This is a genomic window from Streptomyces sp. NPDC029292 (assembly GCF_055569295.1).
Map to the genome: position 1 here is coordinate 30282 of NZ_JBVHXR010000027.1, position 15819 is coordinate 46100.

At 68.3% G+C, this 15819-nt stretch carries 15 protein-coding genes, 1 tRNA gene and 2 pseudogenes; 9 read left to right on the top strand and 9 right to left on the bottom strand.

Annotated features, from left to right (window positions below):
* Position 1: 1 nt before the first annotated feature.
* From ACZ4WS_RS40930 to ACZ4WS_RS40945, 4 genes are all read left to right on the top strand, one after another.
* A complete protein-coding gene (locus tag ACZ4WS_RS40930) occupies positions 2–1438 on the top strand; it encodes an FG-GAP-like repeat-containing protein (protein WP_467988268.1) in 1437 nt (478 codons plus the stop codon).
* Positions 1439–1470: 32 nt separating this feature from the next.
* Complete coding sequence (locus tag ACZ4WS_RS40935; RefSeq protein ID WP_467988269.1) at positions 1471–2913, top strand: FG-GAP and VCBS repeat-containing protein; 1443 nt, start codon at positions 1471–1473, stop codon at positions 2911–2913.
* 45 nt (positions 2914–2958) lie between these two features.
* Positions 2959–3975: a Yip1 family protein gene (locus ACZ4WS_RS40940; RefSeq protein WP_467988270.1), complete on the top strand. Its 1017-nt coding sequence runs from the start codon at positions 2959–2961 to the stop codon at positions 3973–3975.
* Between the two features lie 332 nt (positions 3976–4307).
* Positions 4308–4922, top strand: coding sequence for a hypothetical protein (locus ACZ4WS_RS40945; RefSeq protein WP_467988271.1), 615 nt, complete (start codon positions 4308–4310; stop codon positions 4920–4922).
* Positions 4923–5046: 124 nt separating this feature from the next.
* On the opposite strand, the gene ACZ4WS_RS40950 is transcribed toward ACZ4WS_RS40945, so the two are convergent.
* Together ACZ4WS_RS40950 and dcd are read right to left on the bottom strand one after the other, a co-directional pair.
* The gene (locus ACZ4WS_RS40950; protein WP_467988380.1) at positions 5047–5556 is read right to left on the bottom strand and encodes a phosphoribosyltransferase; all 510 of its coding nucleotides are present in this window, start codon (positions 5554–5556) and stop codon (positions 5047–5049) included.
* 10 nt (positions 5557–5566) lie between these two features.
* Complete coding sequence (dcd, locus tag ACZ4WS_RS40955) at positions 5567–6142, bottom strand: dCTP deaminase (protein WP_010985889.1); 576 nt, start codon at positions 6140–6142, stop codon at positions 5567–5569.
* 528 nt (positions 6143–6670) lie between these two features.
* On the opposite strand from dcd, the gene ACZ4WS_RS40960 reads away from it, so the two are divergent.
* Positions 6671–6744: transfer RNA gene (locus ACZ4WS_RS40960), tRNA-Gly, on the top strand.
* A 49-nt stretch (positions 6745–6793) separates the two neighbouring features.
* Here the strand turns inward: ACZ4WS_RS40960 and ACZ4WS_RS40965 are convergent.
* From ACZ4WS_RS40965 to ACZ4WS_RS40975, 3 genes and pseudogenes are all read right to left on the bottom strand, one after another.
* A pseudogene (locus tag ACZ4WS_RS40965) lies at positions 6794–7283 on the bottom strand (tyrosine-type recombinase/integrase); the annotation flags it as partial.
* Positions 7268–8296, bottom strand: a pseudogene (locus ACZ4WS_RS40970) (FtsK/SpoIIIE domain-containing protein); the annotation flags it as partial. The pseudogenes ACZ4WS_RS40970 and ACZ4WS_RS40965, both read right to left, overlap by 16 nt.
* Positions 8297–8300: 4 nt before the next feature.
* Complete coding sequence (locus ACZ4WS_RS40975; protein WP_467988272.1) at positions 8301–8651, bottom strand: SCO3933 family regulatory protein; 351 nt, start codon at positions 8649–8651, stop codon at positions 8301–8303.
* Positions 8652–8826: 175 nt separating this feature from the next.
* Here ACZ4WS_RS40975 and ACZ4WS_RS40980 point away from each other — a divergent pair, with 175 nt between their 5' ends.
* Positions 8827–9474 (top strand): dihydrofolate reductase family protein, encoded by a 648-nt coding sequence (locus ACZ4WS_RS40980; RefSeq protein WP_467988274.1) that lies wholly within the window; start codon positions 8827–8829, stop codon positions 9472–9474.
* Between the two features lie 16 nt (positions 9475–9490).
* Here the strand turns inward: ACZ4WS_RS40980 and ACZ4WS_RS40985 are convergent, their stop codons facing one another.
* Together ACZ4WS_RS40985 and ACZ4WS_RS40990 are read right to left on the bottom strand one after the other, a co-directional pair.
* Positions 9491–10219 carry a GntR family transcriptional regulator gene (locus ACZ4WS_RS40985; protein WP_467988275.1) on the bottom strand — a complete coding sequence of 243 codons (729 nt, stop codon included), beginning with the start codon at positions 10217–10219 and terminating at the stop codon, positions 9491–9493.
* Positions 10220–10490: 271 nt separating this feature from the next.
* Positions 10491–11231, bottom strand: coding sequence for a GntR family transcriptional regulator (locus tag ACZ4WS_RS40990; RefSeq protein ID WP_467988276.1), 741 nt, complete (start codon positions 11229–11231; stop codon positions 10491–10493).
* Positions 11232–11366: 135 nt separating this feature from the next.
* Between ACZ4WS_RS40990 and ACZ4WS_RS40995 the strand changes: the two genes are divergently transcribed.
* Positions 11367–12419: a DUF1152 domain-containing protein gene (locus ACZ4WS_RS40995; RefSeq protein ID WP_467988381.1), complete on the top strand. Its 1053-nt coding sequence runs from the start codon at positions 11367–11369 to the stop codon at positions 12417–12419.
* Between the two features lie 69 nt (positions 12420–12488).
* On the opposite strand, the gene ACZ4WS_RS41000 is transcribed toward ACZ4WS_RS40995, so the two are convergent.
* A complete protein-coding gene (locus ACZ4WS_RS41000; RefSeq protein ID WP_467988277.1) occupies positions 12489–13016 on the bottom strand; it encodes a GNAT family N-acetyltransferase in 528 nt (175 codons plus the stop codon).
* An 87-nt stretch (positions 13017–13103) separates the two neighbouring features.
* Here ACZ4WS_RS41000 and ACZ4WS_RS41005 point away from each other — a divergent pair, with 87 nt between their 5' ends.
* Both ACZ4WS_RS41005 and ACZ4WS_RS41010 read left to right on the top strand, forming a co-directional pair.
* Entirely contained in the window at positions 13104–13874 is a 771-nt protein-coding gene (locus tag ACZ4WS_RS41005) for a transposase (protein WP_467988278.1), read from the top strand.
* A gap of 261 nt (positions 13875–14135) precedes the next feature.
* On the top strand, positions 14136–14555 hold the full coding sequence (locus ACZ4WS_RS41010) for a hypothetical protein (RefSeq protein WP_467988279.1): 420 nt from the start codon (positions 14136–14138) through the stop codon (positions 14553–14555).
* Positions 14556–14912: 357 nt separating this feature from the next.
* Here ACZ4WS_RS41010 and ACZ4WS_RS41015 read toward each other — a convergent pair whose 3' ends face one another.
* Positions 14913–15719, bottom strand: coding sequence for a DUF1963 domain-containing protein (locus ACZ4WS_RS41015; RefSeq protein ID WP_467988280.1), 807 nt, complete (start codon positions 15717–15719; stop codon positions 14913–14915).
* Positions 15720–15819 lie beyond the last annotated feature (100 nt).

Sequence of the window (15819 nt, forward strand, 5' to 3'; positions counted from 1 at the left end):
CTTGCGCAAGCGCACCCTCCTGCTGGCCGCGACCCTGACCACCGGTCTGCTCACCGCCCTGCCCGCCACCACCGCCTCCGCCGCACCCTCCGGCCTCTCCGGCGACTTCAACGGCGACGGCTACCGCGACCTCGCGATCGCCGCGCCGATCGCCAAGGTCGGCGGCAAGACCGGCGCCGGTTACGTCGCCGTGGTCTACGGCACGGCGAGCGGCCTCGACACCTCCAAGCGGCAGATCATCAGCCAGGCCACCACCGGCATCCCCGGCACCCCGGAGTCGTCCGACTACTTCGGCGACCGCCTGACCACGGGCGACATGGACGGCGACGGCTACACGGACATCGTCGTCGGCGTCCACAGCGAGAAGATCGGCTCCACCGACTCCTACGGCACGCTCACGGTGCTGTGGGGTGGCGCGGACGGGGTGAAGTCCGGCACCGACATCTCCTCGCCGCTGCCGGAGAACATCAACGAACTGGGCTGGGCGCTCGCGGCGGGCGACTTCGACGGCGACGGCCACACCGACCTGGCGGCCGGCAACAACGCTTCACCCTCCCTGGACATCTTCCGGGGCCCCATCTCCCGTACGGGCAAGGCGGCTTCGCTCGTCGGCGTCGACACGATCGCCCAGACGACGATCTACCCGGACAACCTGGTCGCCGGCGAGGTCAACGGCGACGGCAAGACGGACCTCCTGGTCATGGGCCAGCAGGAGACCAGCAGCGGCGACTACGCCACCCGCAGCGCCCTCTACCTCGGCTCGGCCACCGGCCCGAAGTACAGCAAGAAGCTCGCGGGCGGCTACGCGGCCACCATCGCCGACGTCGACAAGGACGGCTACGGCGACATCGTCACCGGCAACTTCATGGAGAAGTCGACCACCGAGCCGAACGGCGGCCTGGGCGGCGCGATCACGGTGACGTACGGCGCGTCCGGCGGCCTCAGCACCCGCACCCCGGTCCGTATCACCCAGGACACCACCGGCGTCCCCGGCACCGGCGAGAAGTGGGACGGCTTCGGCTGGAGCCTGTCGTCCGGCGACACCAACGGCGACGGGTACGCCGACGTCGTGATCGGCTCCGACAGCGAGACCCTCGGCTCGAAGAAGCACGCCGGCCAGGTCACCGTCCTGCGCGGCTCCGCCTCCGGCCTGACCGGCACCGGCTCCAAGTCCTACTCGCAGGACACCGCGAACGTCCCCGGCACCGCCGAGTCCGAGGACTACTTCGGCGACGCGGTCTTCCTGACGGACGCCAACGCCGACGGCCGCGCGGAACTGACGGTCGGCGCCCGCGGCGAGAACGGTGGCGAAGGCGCCGTCTGGCTCTTCAAGTCCACCACCTCCGGCACCACCGCGACCGGCTCCAAGTCCCTCAACAGCGTGACGCTGGGCGGGCCTTCGGGAGACGCGTACTTCGGGAACGTGTTCGCGGGCTGACATCCCTCACGTATTGGATGGAGAACTCCTCTATGCGTAAGCGCACTTCGGTGGCGCTCGCCGCCCTCGTGGCGGCGGGCCTCACCCCCCTCACCCTGACGGCCCCCGCCTCCGCCGCGCCCGCCAAGTACGCCGACGACTTCAACGGCGACGGCTACCGCGACCTGGTCACCGCCGCGCCCTTCGCCACCGTCGGCGGCAAGGCCTACGCGGGCGCCGTGGTCGTCAACTACGGCTCGGCGTCCGGCATCAAGGCCTCCCGCCGCACGGTCATCACGCAGAACTCCACCGGCGTCCCGGGCACGGCCGAGAAGGAGGACGAGTTCGGCACCGCGCTCGCCTCCGGCGACCTCAACCGCGACGGGTACGCCGATCTCGTGGTCGGCGCCGCGAAGGAGGACGTCGGCTCCGACGCCGACGGCGGTACGGCCGTGATCATCTGGGGCGGCAAGAACGGCCTCTCCGGCGGACAGGCGGTCCCCGATCCCGCTCCCTCGGCCCACGACCAGTACGGCATGTCCCTCGCCGTCGGCGACTTCAGCGGGGACGGCAAGGCCGACCTCGCCGTCGGCGGCACGGGCCGGGACATCTGGATCCACCGGGGCGGCTACACGAAGGCCTCCGGCGCCGCGTCCCGGTACGAGCTGGCCACGGACCTGGAGCCCGGCAACGGCATCTACGGCGCCCAGTCCCTGAGCGCCGGCGACATCAACGGCGACGGCACCGACGACCTGGCGGTCAGCGGCACGTACAACCCCGACGCGTCGACGTACACCGACGGCACCCTGGTGTACCTGGGCTCCTCCAGCGGGCTCGCCTTCCAGGCCGTACTGAACAACCACGCCTGGGAGACGGCGGCCGTGGGCGACCTCAATGGCGACGGCTACGACGACGTGGTCTCGAGCGCGGCCCCGGACGCCGTGCGCGAGGGCGACGGCGGCTCCATCAACACCTACCTCGGCGGCCCCAACGGCATCGCCACCACCCCGCGCCAGACCATCGACCAGGACACCCCCGGAGTTCCGGGCACGGCCGAGGACTCCGACTGGTTCGGCTCCTCCCTCGCCATCGGCGACATCGACGGCGACGGCCGCGCCGACGTGGCCGTCGGGGCGCTCTACGAGGACATCGGCTCGGCCGTCCTCGCCGGCAGCGTCACGGTCCTCCGCGGCTCGGCGACCGGCCTGTCCACCTCCGACGCCAAGTCGTTCACCCAGAACACCGCCGGCGTCCCCGGCACCGCCGAGAAGACCGACCAGTTCGGCAAGGCGGTCCGCCTCGCCGACCTCAACGGCGACGGCCGCGCCGACCTCTCCATCGGCGCCGACGGCGAGAACAACGCCGATGGCGCCCTGTGGACCCTGCGCGGCTCCTCCTCCGGCATCACCACGAAGAACGCGCTCAGCTTCGGCCCATCGGCGGCAGGCATCTCGACATCCGGCTACCCGAGGTTCGGCTTCGCGCTGCTGCGGTGACCCCGGAATGACCCCGGAGATTTCCTGTGACGTCCCCCTTAGGGGATGTCACAGGTCGGCCCCAATGCCGGGCCCGTTGCCCCGGGCCCGGCACCTCACTCTCCGGGACCAGGTACGTTCGATAACGTGGCTGGATTCAGGATCGGACGCGGCGGCCGGGACAATCGCCCCCCGCAAGCGCGACCGCAACAACACCGACCGTCGTACGGGCAGCAGGCCCCCCAAGGAGGCCAGCAGCCGCCGTACGGCTATCCGCCTGCGCCGCCGCAGCAGCAGTACGGGGGCCAGCAGTACGGCGGGGCGCAGCCCTACGGCGGGGGACAGCAGGGCGGCTGGCCGCAGGCGAGTGGCCGCGGCGGCCAGGGCGAGCCGGAGTACTTCGGTGACGGGCACCCGCAGCAGGGCCCGGACCCGTACGCGGCGAACAGCCCCGGCCACACCCAGGCCTTCTCGGTCGGCGAGGACCCGTACAGCCAGGGCGAGACCTACCGCGCCGGCCAGGCCGCGGCCCCGCCGGTGGGCCCGCGCCTGCACTGGAAGGACCTGCTGAGGGGCATCGTCACCAGCCCCAACCAGACCTTCCTCCAGATGCGCGACTACACGATGTGGGCCCCGGCCCTGATCGTGACGTTCCTCTACGGCCTGCTGGCGGTCTTCGGCTTCGACGGCGCGCGCTCGGACGCGATCAACGCGACGCTCTCCAACGCGGTCCCGATCGTCCTGACGACCGCTGTGGCGATCGTCATCAGTACCTTCATCCTGGGCGTGGTCACCCACACCCTGGCCCGCCAGCTCGGCGGCGACGGCGCCTGGCAGCCCACGGTCGGCCTCTCCATGCTGATCATGTCCCTCACGGACGCCCCGCGCCTGGTCGTCGCCATGTTCTTCGGCGGCGACGCCTCCTTCGTCCAGCTCCTGGGCTGGGTGACCTGGGTCGCGGCGGGTGCCCTGCTGACCCTCATGGTCAGCAAGTCCCACGACCTCCCGTGGCCGAAGGCCCTCGGCGCCTCGGCCATCCAGCTGATCGCGATCCTGTCGATCATCAAGCTGGGCACGTTCTAGCTCGATACGGTCTCGATACGTAGTCGAACCACACCCGAGGGGCCCCGCCGACTGGTCGTCGGCGGGGCCCCTCGCGTTTTCTCGCGCGTACCGCCGGAAGGTCTTCCCTGCCGCCCCGGGAGTGCACCCGTGTGAACGCATGCGACAGCGGAGTGCATTCATCGGCTTGGCGTACGAGTGCGGCGGTGGCTCGGGTACGGGATGAGCAGGCGGACCCACCGCACGGTCCGCGACCAGCTCCGCGACGTGACGACCGCGGCCTCCGACAGCACGCTCACGTCTCGGAGCGCATCGCGGTTGTGCGGTTGCGGTCGGACAGAAAGATCGCACGAATGAACCCGAGAACTGCACGCCTCCTGCGCCGAGCGAAGGTAGTCGGACCCGCGCTGGGCGCGCTCGCGCTGACGCTCACGGTCGCCCAACCGGCGAGCGCGAACCCCGCCTACGTCACCCGGCAGGGCAGCCAAATCCTCTTCGCCGGAGTGGGCACCGAACAGAACTCGGTCTCCTTCACGACGGTCGGCGGCACCCTCGTCGTCATGGACACCATCAGCAACCTCTTCGCCGGTCCCGGCTGCACCCAGGGGCCCGACATCCACACGGTGACCTGCGGGGCGACCGCCGGCCTCACCCGGATCCGCGCCGCTCTCGGCGCCGGCGACGATCAAGCAGTGAACGGGACCTCGATCCCGAGCGACATCGACGGCGGACCGGGACAGGACACCATCGTCGGCGGGGCAGCCGCCGACCGGCTCACCGACCCCGACGGCCACCCCGGGACAGGGCCGCTGGGTGTGACGTTCCAAGGCGGCGGAGGCAACGACACGATCGTCAGCAGCAACCGCGGCCGTGACGTCGTCGACTGCGACGGCGGCACCGACCTCGTGGTCGCGGACTCAGCCGCTCTCGACACCGTCACGAACTGCGAGGCCGTCGTCCGCAGCTGAAGAATCTCCGCCGACGCGAACACGCCCTCTCGGAACCCGGCAGGGGCCGAGGGGGCGCGTCAAGGCAGGTCGAACGAGTGCCAAGGCAGGTCGGGCGAGGCCTTACGCCTTACGCCCTACGTCCTTACAGAGCGTCCCGCGACGGCGTGATCGGTGTGCCGGCCTTGCGAACCGGAGGCAACACGGACCACGGGAAGTTGATCCACTCCTCAGTGCGCTTCCATACGTACTCGCACTTCACCAGCGAGTGGGACTTCTCATAGATCACGGCGCTGCGGACCTCGGCGACGGCGTCGACGCAGAAGTCGTGCACGAGCTTCAGCGTCTTGCCGGTGTCGGCGACGTCGTCGGTGATCAGGACCTTCTTGTCGGAGAAGTCGATGGCGTTGGGGACGGGAGCGAGCATGACCGGCATCTCCAACGTCGTCCCCACCCCCGTATAGAACTCGACGTTCACCAGGTGGATGTTCTTGCAGTCGAGGGCGTAGGCGAGCCCGCCCGCGACGAACACACCCCCACGGGCGATGGAGAGCACGATGTCGGGCTCGTACCCGTCGTCGGCGATGGTCTGGGCGAGCTCGCGCACCGCGGCCCCGAACCCCTCGTAGGTGAGGTTCTCACGCGCCTGGGACATGCTCACGCCCTCACACCTGGGTCCGATGGAAGTTGAGGAAGGAGCGGGAGGCGGTCGGCCCCCGCTGCCCCTGGTAGCGGGACCCGTACCGGTCGCTGCCGTAGGGGAACTCGGCCGGCGAGCTGAGCCGGAACATGCACAGCTGCCCGATCTTCATGCCCGGCCAGAGCTTGATGGGGAGGGTCGCGAGATTGGACAGCTCGAGCGTCACATGCCCGGAGAACCCGGGATCGATGAACCCGGCGGTGGAGTGGGTGACCAGCCCCAGCCGCCCGAGCGAACTCTTCCCCTCCAGCCGCGAGGCAAGATCATCAGGCAGCGAGATGACCTCATACGTACTGGCGAGCACGAACTCACCGGGATGCAGGATGAACGGCTCGTCGCCCTCGGGCTCGACGAGCCGCGTCAGATCCGCCTGCTCGACGGACGGATCGATGTGGGGGTAGCGGTGATTCTCGAACACCCGGAAGTAGCGGTCGAGCCGCACGTCGATGCTCGACGGCTGCACCATGGATTCGTCGTAGGGATCGATCCGGACCCGCCCGGCGTCGATCTCGGCCCGGATGTCCTTGTCTGAGAGAAGCACGCCCTGAGGATACGCAAGGCGCGCGGACCGGCCACAATCGTGACGGTCCGCGCGCCTGCCACTTCGGCGTTACCGCTGTCGGCTACCGCTGCTCGCTACCGCTTTTCCAACTCCACCGGAACGACATTCCGGAGCCGCGCACACCGCGGACACCGGAGCAGCCGACCAGGACCGAGCCGCTCGGCCTGCTGCATCGGGAACGAAGTGGTGCTGAACATGTGCCCCTCGGCACAACGGACGACGGTGCGCTCCATCAAGTCCTCAGAGTCCCTTCCCCAAGAGCCTTCGTCAGGCACTGGCGTGTCTGACGACGAAAGCCACATTACGGGATGAAAGGGACGGCCCTCCAGGCGGCACTCCGGTCCCACCCAGGCCCTCTTCCAGGCCTCCACCGTACGCCCCAACTCCGGTCCCCCGCAGCCACATCCACCCTCCGAAACGCGCTCTGGCCCCACGGGCTTCAGCGCCGGGGGCCAGGCATGAGGTAGAGTGAGCGAGCATTCGACACCGGCTCGGCCGGCGTCTTACGCGGGTGTAGTTTAGTGGTAGAACATCAGCTTCCCAAGCTGAGAGTGCGAGTTCGATTCTCGTCACCCGCTCCATGGCAAAGGCCCAGGTCAACGACCTGGGCCTTTTTGCTGTCTGCGACGATCACTCGCCGCGTGCCAGATCCGTGCCAGAAGGCTTGTCGGGCGCCTTCCTCGCGGCCGTGGCCCGAGCCTTCCGAACCGTGGCGTCCAGGCCTGCGGCCACTTCCTCCTGGCGCTCGTCGTCAGAGTGCTGATGGATCAGCGCCGCCTTCTCAGAGGACTGCCCGGCCCGGACCATCGTGTCCTTAAGGGTCGGAGCGCGTGGACAGCGTGTGCCCGGTGTGCCGGAGATCGTAGAACCGGAAGCCCTCGGGCATGCCAACAATCTCACGTGCCTTTCTCCACTTCCGGCCGAAGGTACTGCGCCGGAAGGGAGCACCCTTCTCGCCGACGAAGAGCAGACCGTCAGCCCCCGGCTCCCCGTATGACTCCAGGTGCCAGCGCAGCTCACGGTGGAGGAACGCGGGAAGGACCACCGTCCGTGCGCCTGCCTCGGACTTGGTGTCGCCCTGCACGCGCCGCCCGTTCATCCGTTCCGGCCCAGCTCGGCGCCGAAGCGCTGCCCGCAGATCTCCAGGTAGATGCCCGCAGCCCGGCCGAGTTGGGCGAGCCGGATCAAATGGGTCACCATCTCGTCCCGTCGCTCCTCGTCCTTGCGCGTGGCGACGAGGAAGAGTTCGGCGACCTCGTCCACGAACAGCACGATCGGCGCCGGGCGTTCGTGTTCCGGCAGCCCCCACACGTCCGAGGTGATCTCCTCGTCCGGGGTCCCGGGCGCGATGCCCTGCCGAGCCTTGATCAGGTCGTATCGGTCCTCCATCTCCTGGACGAGCAGGGGCAGCAGTTCGGCGACCTCCTTCGAGTCTGTGGCGAGGGCGGAGAGCCGCGGAGCAAACGGCACCAGCTCAACGCCGCGTTTGCAGTCGATTCCGACCAGCGCGACCGGTTGCGCCGCCAGGCCGGCCAGCAAGTTGCGCAGGAACATCGACTTCCCCGACAAGGTTGCGCCGAGGACGAGTTGGTGAGGGACGGCCCGGTAGTCGCGGACGAACACGGTCGCGTCCTCTCTCAAAGCCACCGGTACCGCCAAGACGTCATGCTCGCCCCGGCGGGGCATCTTCACCTTCCGCAGCACGTCGAAGCCGACCAACCGCAGCTCGACCACGCCCGGCTTGACGTCGCGAACATGCACGGCGTGAACACCCCAGGCGTGCCGAAGCCGCTCACACGCGGCGGCCACGTCCGCCGGCTCCTGACCGGGAGCCAGCCGAAGCCGGACCCGCAGCCCCGTGGAGGTCGGGCGGATCAGACCCCGCCGCGGAGGCACCGGGCGAACCTCACGGCGAGTGGTTGCCCGTACGGCCAGAGCTCGCAGTCGGGACGGTGCGACCGTCAGCCCGCAGGCATCCATGGTGGAGCCGTACGAGGCCATCAGCCGCGCCACAGACGACGGCAGCCCGACCGTGGCCCAGTAGACCGCCGGGTGTGCCTTCCGGGCGTAGACCGCCCCGCCTATCGCGGCGTGCGGCCCGCCCAGCTCGACCAGCGTCATCAGCTCGGACACGAGATCAGTTCCCCTGTCCGGCCGGGAAGACGCCGGGGACCACGGCGGCCGCCCGGTAGGCGATGCCGTGGCGGGCCTGCCCGCTGAAGACGCTTTCCCACGGCCGGGCGATGAGGCCGGGCAGGGACACCGGAGCTCCGACGACCAGGCCGTCAGTCACCCCGCTCTCCGGAACGGTCACCGCGAGGAGCGACGACTCCCCCTCGTCGATGTAGACGACGCCGACCTTCATCAACGCCTCACCGCTGAGAGCGTCCTTGGCGATCTCGCCCGTCTGGCGATCTTTGACCTTGGGCTCAGGAGCCTCGGTCAGCAGGATCGTCGCGGACGAGGTCTCAACTCGGATCACACGCACAGAACTTCTCCTTCGTAGACACCCACCAGACGACCTGACAGGTTGACTTAGCAAGTTCGAGGATGCCAGGTTAACTTGTCAAGTGAGTAGAGTTGGATACCGTCGCAGCGATGAGTCTGACGGCGCCCACGGGTCTACCTCCTGACAGAGACAACCAACTCACCGGGAGTACGACATGGGCCTCATCCACGTCGAGATGTTCGCAACCCTCGACCTCGTCGGGCAGGCGCCCGGTGGCCCCGAGGAGGACCCTGCGGAGTTCCCCTTCGGCGGCTGGCAGGCGCCCCTGCTGGACGAGGTCGCCGGGGCCCAGATCGGTGCCGCGTACGAGGGCACGGACGCCCTCCTGCTCGGCCGGCGGACGTATGACATCTTCGCCGCCTACTGGCCGCACCAGAAGGGCGGCGAGGACAACGAGATCGCCACCCTCTTCAACAGCGTCCCGAAGTACGTGGCCTCCCGCGGCAGGCCCGACCTCTCGTGGGCCGGGTCCACGCAGCTCGGCCCGGATCTGGCCGGCGCGGTGCGCGAGCTCCGTGACCGGCACGAGCACGTGAAGGTCGTCGGGAGCCTGAACCTGGTGCAGACCCTCCTTCGCGAGAAGCTCTTCGACCGTCTCGACCTCTGGGTGCACCCGATCGTGCTCGGCGTCGGGAAGAAGGTGTTCGACGGTGGCGCGGTGCCCACGAACGTCACACTCCTCGAACCGCCCGTAGCCAGTCCGAAGGGCACCGTGTACCTGCGCTACGGGCTCGCCGATGGCACGCCCGGGACGGGGGACATGAGCGCACCCGATCGCGGTGTCGGACGCGACGCCAGCTAGGGGACTCTGGACTCAGTCAGCTAAGTCGGTAAGTGTCTTCCAGCTCCTGCCGATCGGCAGGCAGCAGCACATCCGTGACCTGCAAGGCCTGCCCGGACACGTCACAGGCCACCACGAGCACGCTCAGGACGGGTTCCCCCTTGGGCAGCGCCAAGAGGTCCGCCTCCTCGCTGCTCGGCATCCGAGCCGAAACCCGCTCCGTGACGTGGTCGAAGCGGACCTTCTTTCGCGCCTCCAAGTGCGCTCGCAGCCCCTCCGCGAGCGGAGTCGAGTCAGCGAGGTCAGTGCCCTCCGCAAGGCCAACGGGGAAGTAGGAGGAGGAAAGCTCAACCGGCTCTCCCTCTTCTTCGACCAGCAGCCGCCGGACGAGCACCTTGGTCCGCTTCGGAACACCGAGAAACGAAGCGACCCGCGGAGGCACAGACACCTGCCCGACCTCAATGAGACGCCCGGGGGTGGCCGACTCATCACGTTCCAGCGCCTCGCGCCCCCGCTGATCCTTCCGCTCGATCACTTCGGGGCGCCCACGGACGATCGTTCCGTACCCCTGCCGGGACTCCAGCCAGCCATCGCGCTTCAGTAGCTCCAGAGCGCGGACGACAGTGGGGCGGGACATGCCGAAGGCCTGGACAAGCTGATTCTCACTGGGGACGCGACTCCCCGGCGGGTACGTACCGTCCTCGATGCGCCCCTGGAGCGTCTGCGCCAGCCGCACATATTTGGGTGCAGCCACCTCGTACGCCATAGCTCCGCCTAGTGAGAATCCGCCAAGTCAACCTGTCAACCAGCCTACTCAAATGAGGCGGCTGCTGAATGCCCTCGAACTCGTGGGCGCCGACTGGACAGGTCGTTTTCACGGCTTCCACGGCAGTCCGCTTCCCGCGACACGTGCCGTAACTCCGCGCGCTCCTGGCTCACGCTCATGCCCCTTCCGGTCAAGTGGCCTTAGCCACTTACTGGATAGTGGCATTAGCCACTCGCAGCCACAAGCGGTTCGCCGAGAGAGGCGCGACTTTCTAGCTGATCGGGTAGCCCTGCTCGAACGCCCAACGGCCGGGCGGGTAAGTCGCCTCGGCGAACTCCAAGGGGCGATCCTGCATGTCATAGACCACGTGATGGACAATCAGGACTGCTGAACCCGCGCCGAGTTCGAGATCAGCGGCCTCATCGTCGGTTGCCAACCTGGCGCACATCCGATCCTCGGCATAGCTGCCTTGACGGCCCGTCATGCCCTCTACGTACATGAGCGTCCCCTCCTGAATCCGTTCAGGATCAAGGAGCTTGGGGGCACGCTCACCGACATCGGCACTGAACCATGAGGTGGAGATCGTGATGGGCCCAGACTCGTTCTTGGTCACACGACGGCGGTGAACAGCTCGGGTACCAGGCGCCAGACTCAGCGACTCGGCCACGTAGTCCGGAGCCTCAAGCCATCCGGCCGACGTGATCACCGCGTACTCGCCAGCCGTGTAGATCTTGCCGGTCTGCTTGGCCCGGCCGTAGAGCTCCCGGGCCCGCCGGTTCACGGCAAGTCCGCGCACGTAGGTACCCGACCCTTGCCGCTTCTCGACCAGTCCCTGATGGCTCAAGGCCTCCAGCGACCGAGCTGCCGTGGGCCGCGAAACGTTCCAGGAAGCCGCGAGTTGCCGCTCCGAGGGAACCTCGTCGCCAGGCCTCAAGTCGCCTCGCAAGATCTGATCGCGGATGTGGTGAGCGATCTGGAGGTACTTGGGCTGGGTCTCTTCGATCTGCGGCATCGGAGCCCCTTCCCTAAGTGGCTATGACCAGTAGCCACTATAGGGTGAGTGGTCAGCAGGGGAACCCGTACGCTGACGCGGGTGACGCGCTTGATCGTGGCAGCAGGAGGAGGGGGCGACGCAGTCGCCGCCGCAATGCTCGACGCAGCCCTCTACGGAGGTGGCGGAAGTCCGGCGGTGATCCTCACGTACGCGTGGGACCGCCTGCTGATCGATCCGGTGCCAGGGCCACGAGGGCCGGCCAACTTCACGGGCCTACGTCCCCTCACCCCAAGTGTCTGGACAGTACCCAGCGAAGCAAGGGCAATCGCTCCCGCCGGCTCGACACTCCCCCGGCTGGCAGCCGAACTGCCGCACACCTTCGCCCTGATCGATCCAGTGCACGGCGCCGAGGGCATCACGCGTCAACTCGAAGAACTCATCGAGCATCTGGCCCCCGAGTCCATCGACCTCCTGGACGTCGGCGGCGACATCCTCGCCAAGGGCGACGAACCAACGCTCCGCAGCCCGCTCGCCGATGCCCTCACCCTGGCGGCGTGCTGCCAAGTCAACGCACCCGTAAGGCTTTTGGTCGCCGGTCCTGGGCTGGACGGAGAGATCCCGGCCGAGGACTTGCACGACCGCATGGGCCCGGTGCTTCTGACGTTCACGGCCGAGCATGTCGAACCGGTGAGCTCGGTTCTCGAGTGGCACCCTTCCGAGGCAACGGCCATGTTGGCGGCAACGGCCAGGGGAGTCCGCGGCCTCTGCGAGGTCAGGGACGCGGGCCTGCCGGTCCCGCTCAGCGATGAAGGCCCCACCGTCCACGAAACAGACCTGGACGACGCGCTCAATCGCAACGAGCTTGCCCGCGCCCTCCTCGCGACGGAGAGCCTGGAGGCGGCCGAGCAGTACAGCCGCGAAATCTGCGGCTACTCGGAGATCGACTACGAGCGGAACAAGGCCAGTTGGCTCGGCAACCAGCCGGAACAGAAGCTCGACCCGGAAACCACGCTCCGGCAACTCGATCAGTTCGAAGCCGGAGCACGCAGTCGTGGCATCACACACACGACGTTCCGCAGGATCACCGAGGCATTCGGCCTCAACGGCAAGCAACGCCAGGACCTCAGAGCCCTACTGCTCAGCAGCCGACCGGAGCAGTACGAGGCGCCGCTCTGGCGCATCCCAACTGGACCCACCGCAGCCTAAGGCTTGTCCCGTAATCGCTGGTCACGCGTTGCCAAACGCCCTCAAGCCGGCTTGGGGGCAGTGGGGTCGTCACTGGGTCTCGATGCACAGGTCCCGGATGTACCAGTCGAGACGTGTCCCGTCTTCGCCGTGCGTGTGCTTGCCGGGGATGAACCCCGCCCGCTGGGCGACTGCGGCAGATGCGGCGTTCTCCGGCTCTACCCGGATCACCGCCTCGTTCCCGCCCTCACTTGCCGCGTACCGGGAGACCAGGAGGACCGCGCGGGTGGCCAGGCCGTGCCCCCTCCAGGACGGGTAGAGGCCGTAGGCGACATTCACCTGGCCGGGAGCCAGGCCCTCTGCTGCGAACCGCAGGTCGATCGTCCCCGCGAGCGCCTCGGCGGCGCCTACCCGGATACCGAAAGCGCGGAGTGGCCCGGCGGTCTCCCACTGTTCCCGGCAGTGCCGGATGTACGCTTCGACGCCCTCGCGTGTGCCGGGACCGCCGCTGAGCCAGCGAACCAGCGGCTCATCCTCCCCCGCGAGGTGCGCCTCGGTATCGTCCAAGCGCAGCGGGGACAGAGCAATGATCCCGTCGGACAGATTCACTTCATGCATCCGGCGATTCTTGACGCCGGAGCTGCGTCGCGCCATCGGATTCCGCAGGGTATCGCTAGAGCCACCACCACAGAGGATGATCTTGGTGTGGCTGGCGTGATCACGGCGTCGGAGCCGTCCTGGATAGCCCCGTTCACCGGGCTGAGCCCGCGTCAGTTCAACAAGCTGGTCACCGCGTTGCGGCGCGAGGGTGCGGATCCGGTGCGCAAGGGCCGGCCGTGGAGCCTGCCGCTGGAGGACCGCGTGCTGCTGGTCACCGCGTACTGGCGGACGAACCTGACACTACGCCAACTGGCGCCCCTGTTCGGGGTGTCCAAGTCAGCTGCCGACCGGATCGTCGATCACCTCGGCCCGTCGCTGGCACTGCAGCCGCGCAAACGGTTCCGCCGCGACGCCGTGCTGATCGTGGACGGCACTCTGGTCCCCACCCGCGACCACCCGGTCGCCGAGCAGTCGAAGAACTACCGCTATTCGACCAACCACCAGGTCGTCATCGACGCCGACACCCGCCTGGTCGTCGCGGTCGGCCGGCCACTGCCGGGCAACCGCAACGACTGCAAGGCGTGGGAGCTGTCCGGCGCGAAGGACACCGTCGGCCGCACCACGGTCATTGCGGACGGCGGCTACCGGGGCACCGGCCTGGTCATCCCGCACCGCCGCGAGAAAGGCCAGGCCGAACTCCCCGCCTGGAAAGAGGAACACAACGCCTCCCACCGCAAGGTCCGCGCCCGTGTCGAGCACGCCTTCGCCCGCATGAAGACCTGGAAGATCCTCCGCGACTGCCGCCTGAAAGGCGACGGCGTCCACCACGCCATGCTCGGCATCGCCCGCCTGCACAACCTCGCCCTCGCGGAATAACGGGCAAACGGCCAGGCCATCCGGCACGTCAGAGATCATTTACGGGACAAGCCTTAGACACGCCCCAACCGAAGCCTGGGTAACAACTTTCTCTACGGGTTCAAGGCCCGCGCACGGCGCGGGCGCGCGCCGCCTTGTCGGCGGGCCCGCCGCTCTGTCTTCGCCAGCGGCGGGCCCGCCCGGCGGCGCGCTGCGTGCATGCGGGCAGAGGGCGAAAAACGATCTCCCGCGTAACCGTTGTGCCTGGCAAGATCCCCGGGCATGGGGGCATCCGCAGCACGTTCAGCGTTCCGTCTGACGCTCACCGACTACTTCCCGGACCCGACTGACAGCGACGTTCTACGCCGAGCCGTCACCATCCATGCGGACCGGCTCACCTTCCACGAAGGCCACCTGACCTTCTGGCTCGCCGGGGCCAAGGTCGGACACTTCCCACTGGAAACCGTCGAATCCGTGTGCCCCGAGCCCAGCCCCGGCAAGGCGTCTGAGACACCCGAGCAGCTACGGGCCACGTACCCCAGGATGGGCCACCCCTGGTCATCCGAGGACGACGGTCAGCTCCTGGCCCTCTATCAGCAAGGTGAACGCGATTTCGATGTCCTCGGAGAGCGGTTTGGCCGGAAGCCCAGCGCCATACGGTCCCGCTTGGCGAAGCTGGGGCTGGAAAGCCTGGCCGACTGAAGCGGCATCGCTGGGCGGTTTACGCGGCCCGAGCGCAGCCGTCCGCGGCCATAGCTGTTGTGCTGTCGAATCAGGCTGGCGGCGGAAGGGGTGGCCTTGGGGCGGGCGCCGAAGCCGGGCGGAAACGGCCGGCGGGGGCAGATCGCCGTACCGCCACCGTCACGGATGCGGGAGCGTGAGCGGACCAACGCCGAGGGATGGGCTGAGGGGGAGCAGCTGCTGCCGCGATGTGGCTCAGCCCGTCGTGGGCGCTCCGCTAGGTGCACCACCGTGGCACGGCAGCGTTCGACTTAACAGGGCTGTGATTACTCGCGCCAAAGCAGCTCCAGGCCAAAGTCGCTCCACCGACCTCAGCTGTCAGTGGCAGTCGAAGCGCCAGTCCCACGGGAGGCCGGGGCACTGGCGGCAATGGAAGAAGTAGACGCCACCGCAGTCGCCCAACTGTATGTCGCCGGTGATGGTCAGAAGGTGCTCCATGCGGTGTCCGCACTCGCAGTTCGGCCAGTCGGCAGGCTGCGTCCAGGCGGGCCAGCCGCCGACCTTCGTCCCGATGATGTTGGAGTCGGGTGGCCACACGGAGCGGCCCGTCGGCAACCGGAGACGAGGTTCCCAGGTCTCCCACATGTCCTTGGGCAGATCCCGCCACCTCGGAAAGTCCTCCGCGGTAGTCGGGGACAACGTGGACGGTTCCGGCATGTGGTCCTCGTCGTACTCCCCCTCGCTCACCCCGGGGATCTCGGACAGCAGCCCTCCAGCCACGACCTCCGCCTCGTTGCGCCAGTACAGCTGCGGCATCACCGGCCCGGGGTCCTGCTCATGTATCAGCGCGCACCACACCAGCTGTAGCAGATCCATGCCCTCCGGGAACTCCAACCCCGGCACATCCCGGGCGAACAGCTGGAGGATCGGCACCATCGGCACGGCGCCCGGGACAATCTCGGTGCGGTTGCGCCAGTCGGCCCCGTACGTCCAGTGGTCTTCCTGCGCGCAGTACGGCCACGGCTCGTCCGCGGGCCACAGCAGCTTGCCTCCCAGCGAACTCTCCCGCACGCCAGGGTCGCCGGGCTCCGGGTTGAGGAGGGTGGTTTCCCGGGCAAGGCCCGCGTAATCCGGTATCAGTGTGCGCAGATCCTTCGCGGGCAACTCGGGTGTGTCTCCGGGCATCGTGGCTCCTCAAGAGTACAAAGATCGACGGGACGCTGCGGGCACGTTAGTACCTGCCACCGACAACCCCGTACAGCACTGAAGTACAGCAACCCTTGCG

What these genes read in the sequence shown, in the direction of transcription:
- ACZ4WS_RS40935 (WP_467988269.1), top strand. Translation starts at nt 1,471, where the DNA reads ATGCGTAAGCGCACTTCGGTGGCGCTCGCCGCCCTCGTGGCGGCGGGC.
- ACZ4WS_RS40940 (WP_467988270.1), top strand. Translation starts at nt 2,959, where the DNA reads ATGTCACAGGTCGGCCCCAATGCCGGGCCCGTTGCCCCGGGCCCGGCA.
- ACZ4WS_RS40945 (WP_467988271.1), top strand. Translation starts at nt 4,308, where the DNA reads ATGAACCCGAGAACTGCACGCCTCCTGCGCCGAGCGAAGGTAGTCGGA.
- ACZ4WS_RS40950 (WP_467988380.1), bottom strand. Translation starts at nt 5,556, where the DNA reads ATGTCCCAGGCGCGTGAGAACCTCACCTACGAGGGGTTCGGGGCCGCG.
- ACZ4WS_RS40980 (WP_467988274.1), top strand. Translation starts at nt 8,827, where the DNA reads ATGGGCCTCATCCACGTCGAGATGTTCGCAACCCTCGACCTCGTCGGG.
- ACZ4WS_RS40985 (WP_467988275.1), bottom strand. Translation starts at nt 10,219, where the DNA reads ATGGCGTACGAGGTGGCTGCACCCAAATATGTGCGGCTGGCGCAGACG.
- ACZ4WS_RS40990 (WP_467988276.1), bottom strand. Translation starts at nt 11,231, where the DNA reads ATGCCGCAGATCGAAGAGACCCAGCCCAAGTACCTCCAGATCGCTCAC.
- ACZ4WS_RS40995 (WP_467988381.1), top strand. Translation starts at nt 11,367, where the DNA reads ATGCTCGACGCAGCCCTCTACGGAGGTGGCGGAAGTCCGGCGGTGATC.
- ACZ4WS_RS41000 (WP_467988277.1), bottom strand. Translation starts at nt 13,016, where the DNA reads ATGCATGAAGTGAATCTGTCCGACGGGATCATTGCTCTGTCCCCGCTG.
- ACZ4WS_RS41010 (WP_467988279.1), top strand. Translation starts at nt 14,136, where the DNA reads ATGGGGGCATCCGCAGCACGTTCAGCGTTCCGTCTGACGCTCACCGAC.
- ACZ4WS_RS41015 (WP_467988280.1), bottom strand. Translation starts at nt 15,719, where the DNA reads ATGCCCGGAGACACACCCGAGTTGCCCGCGAAGGATCTGCGCACACTG.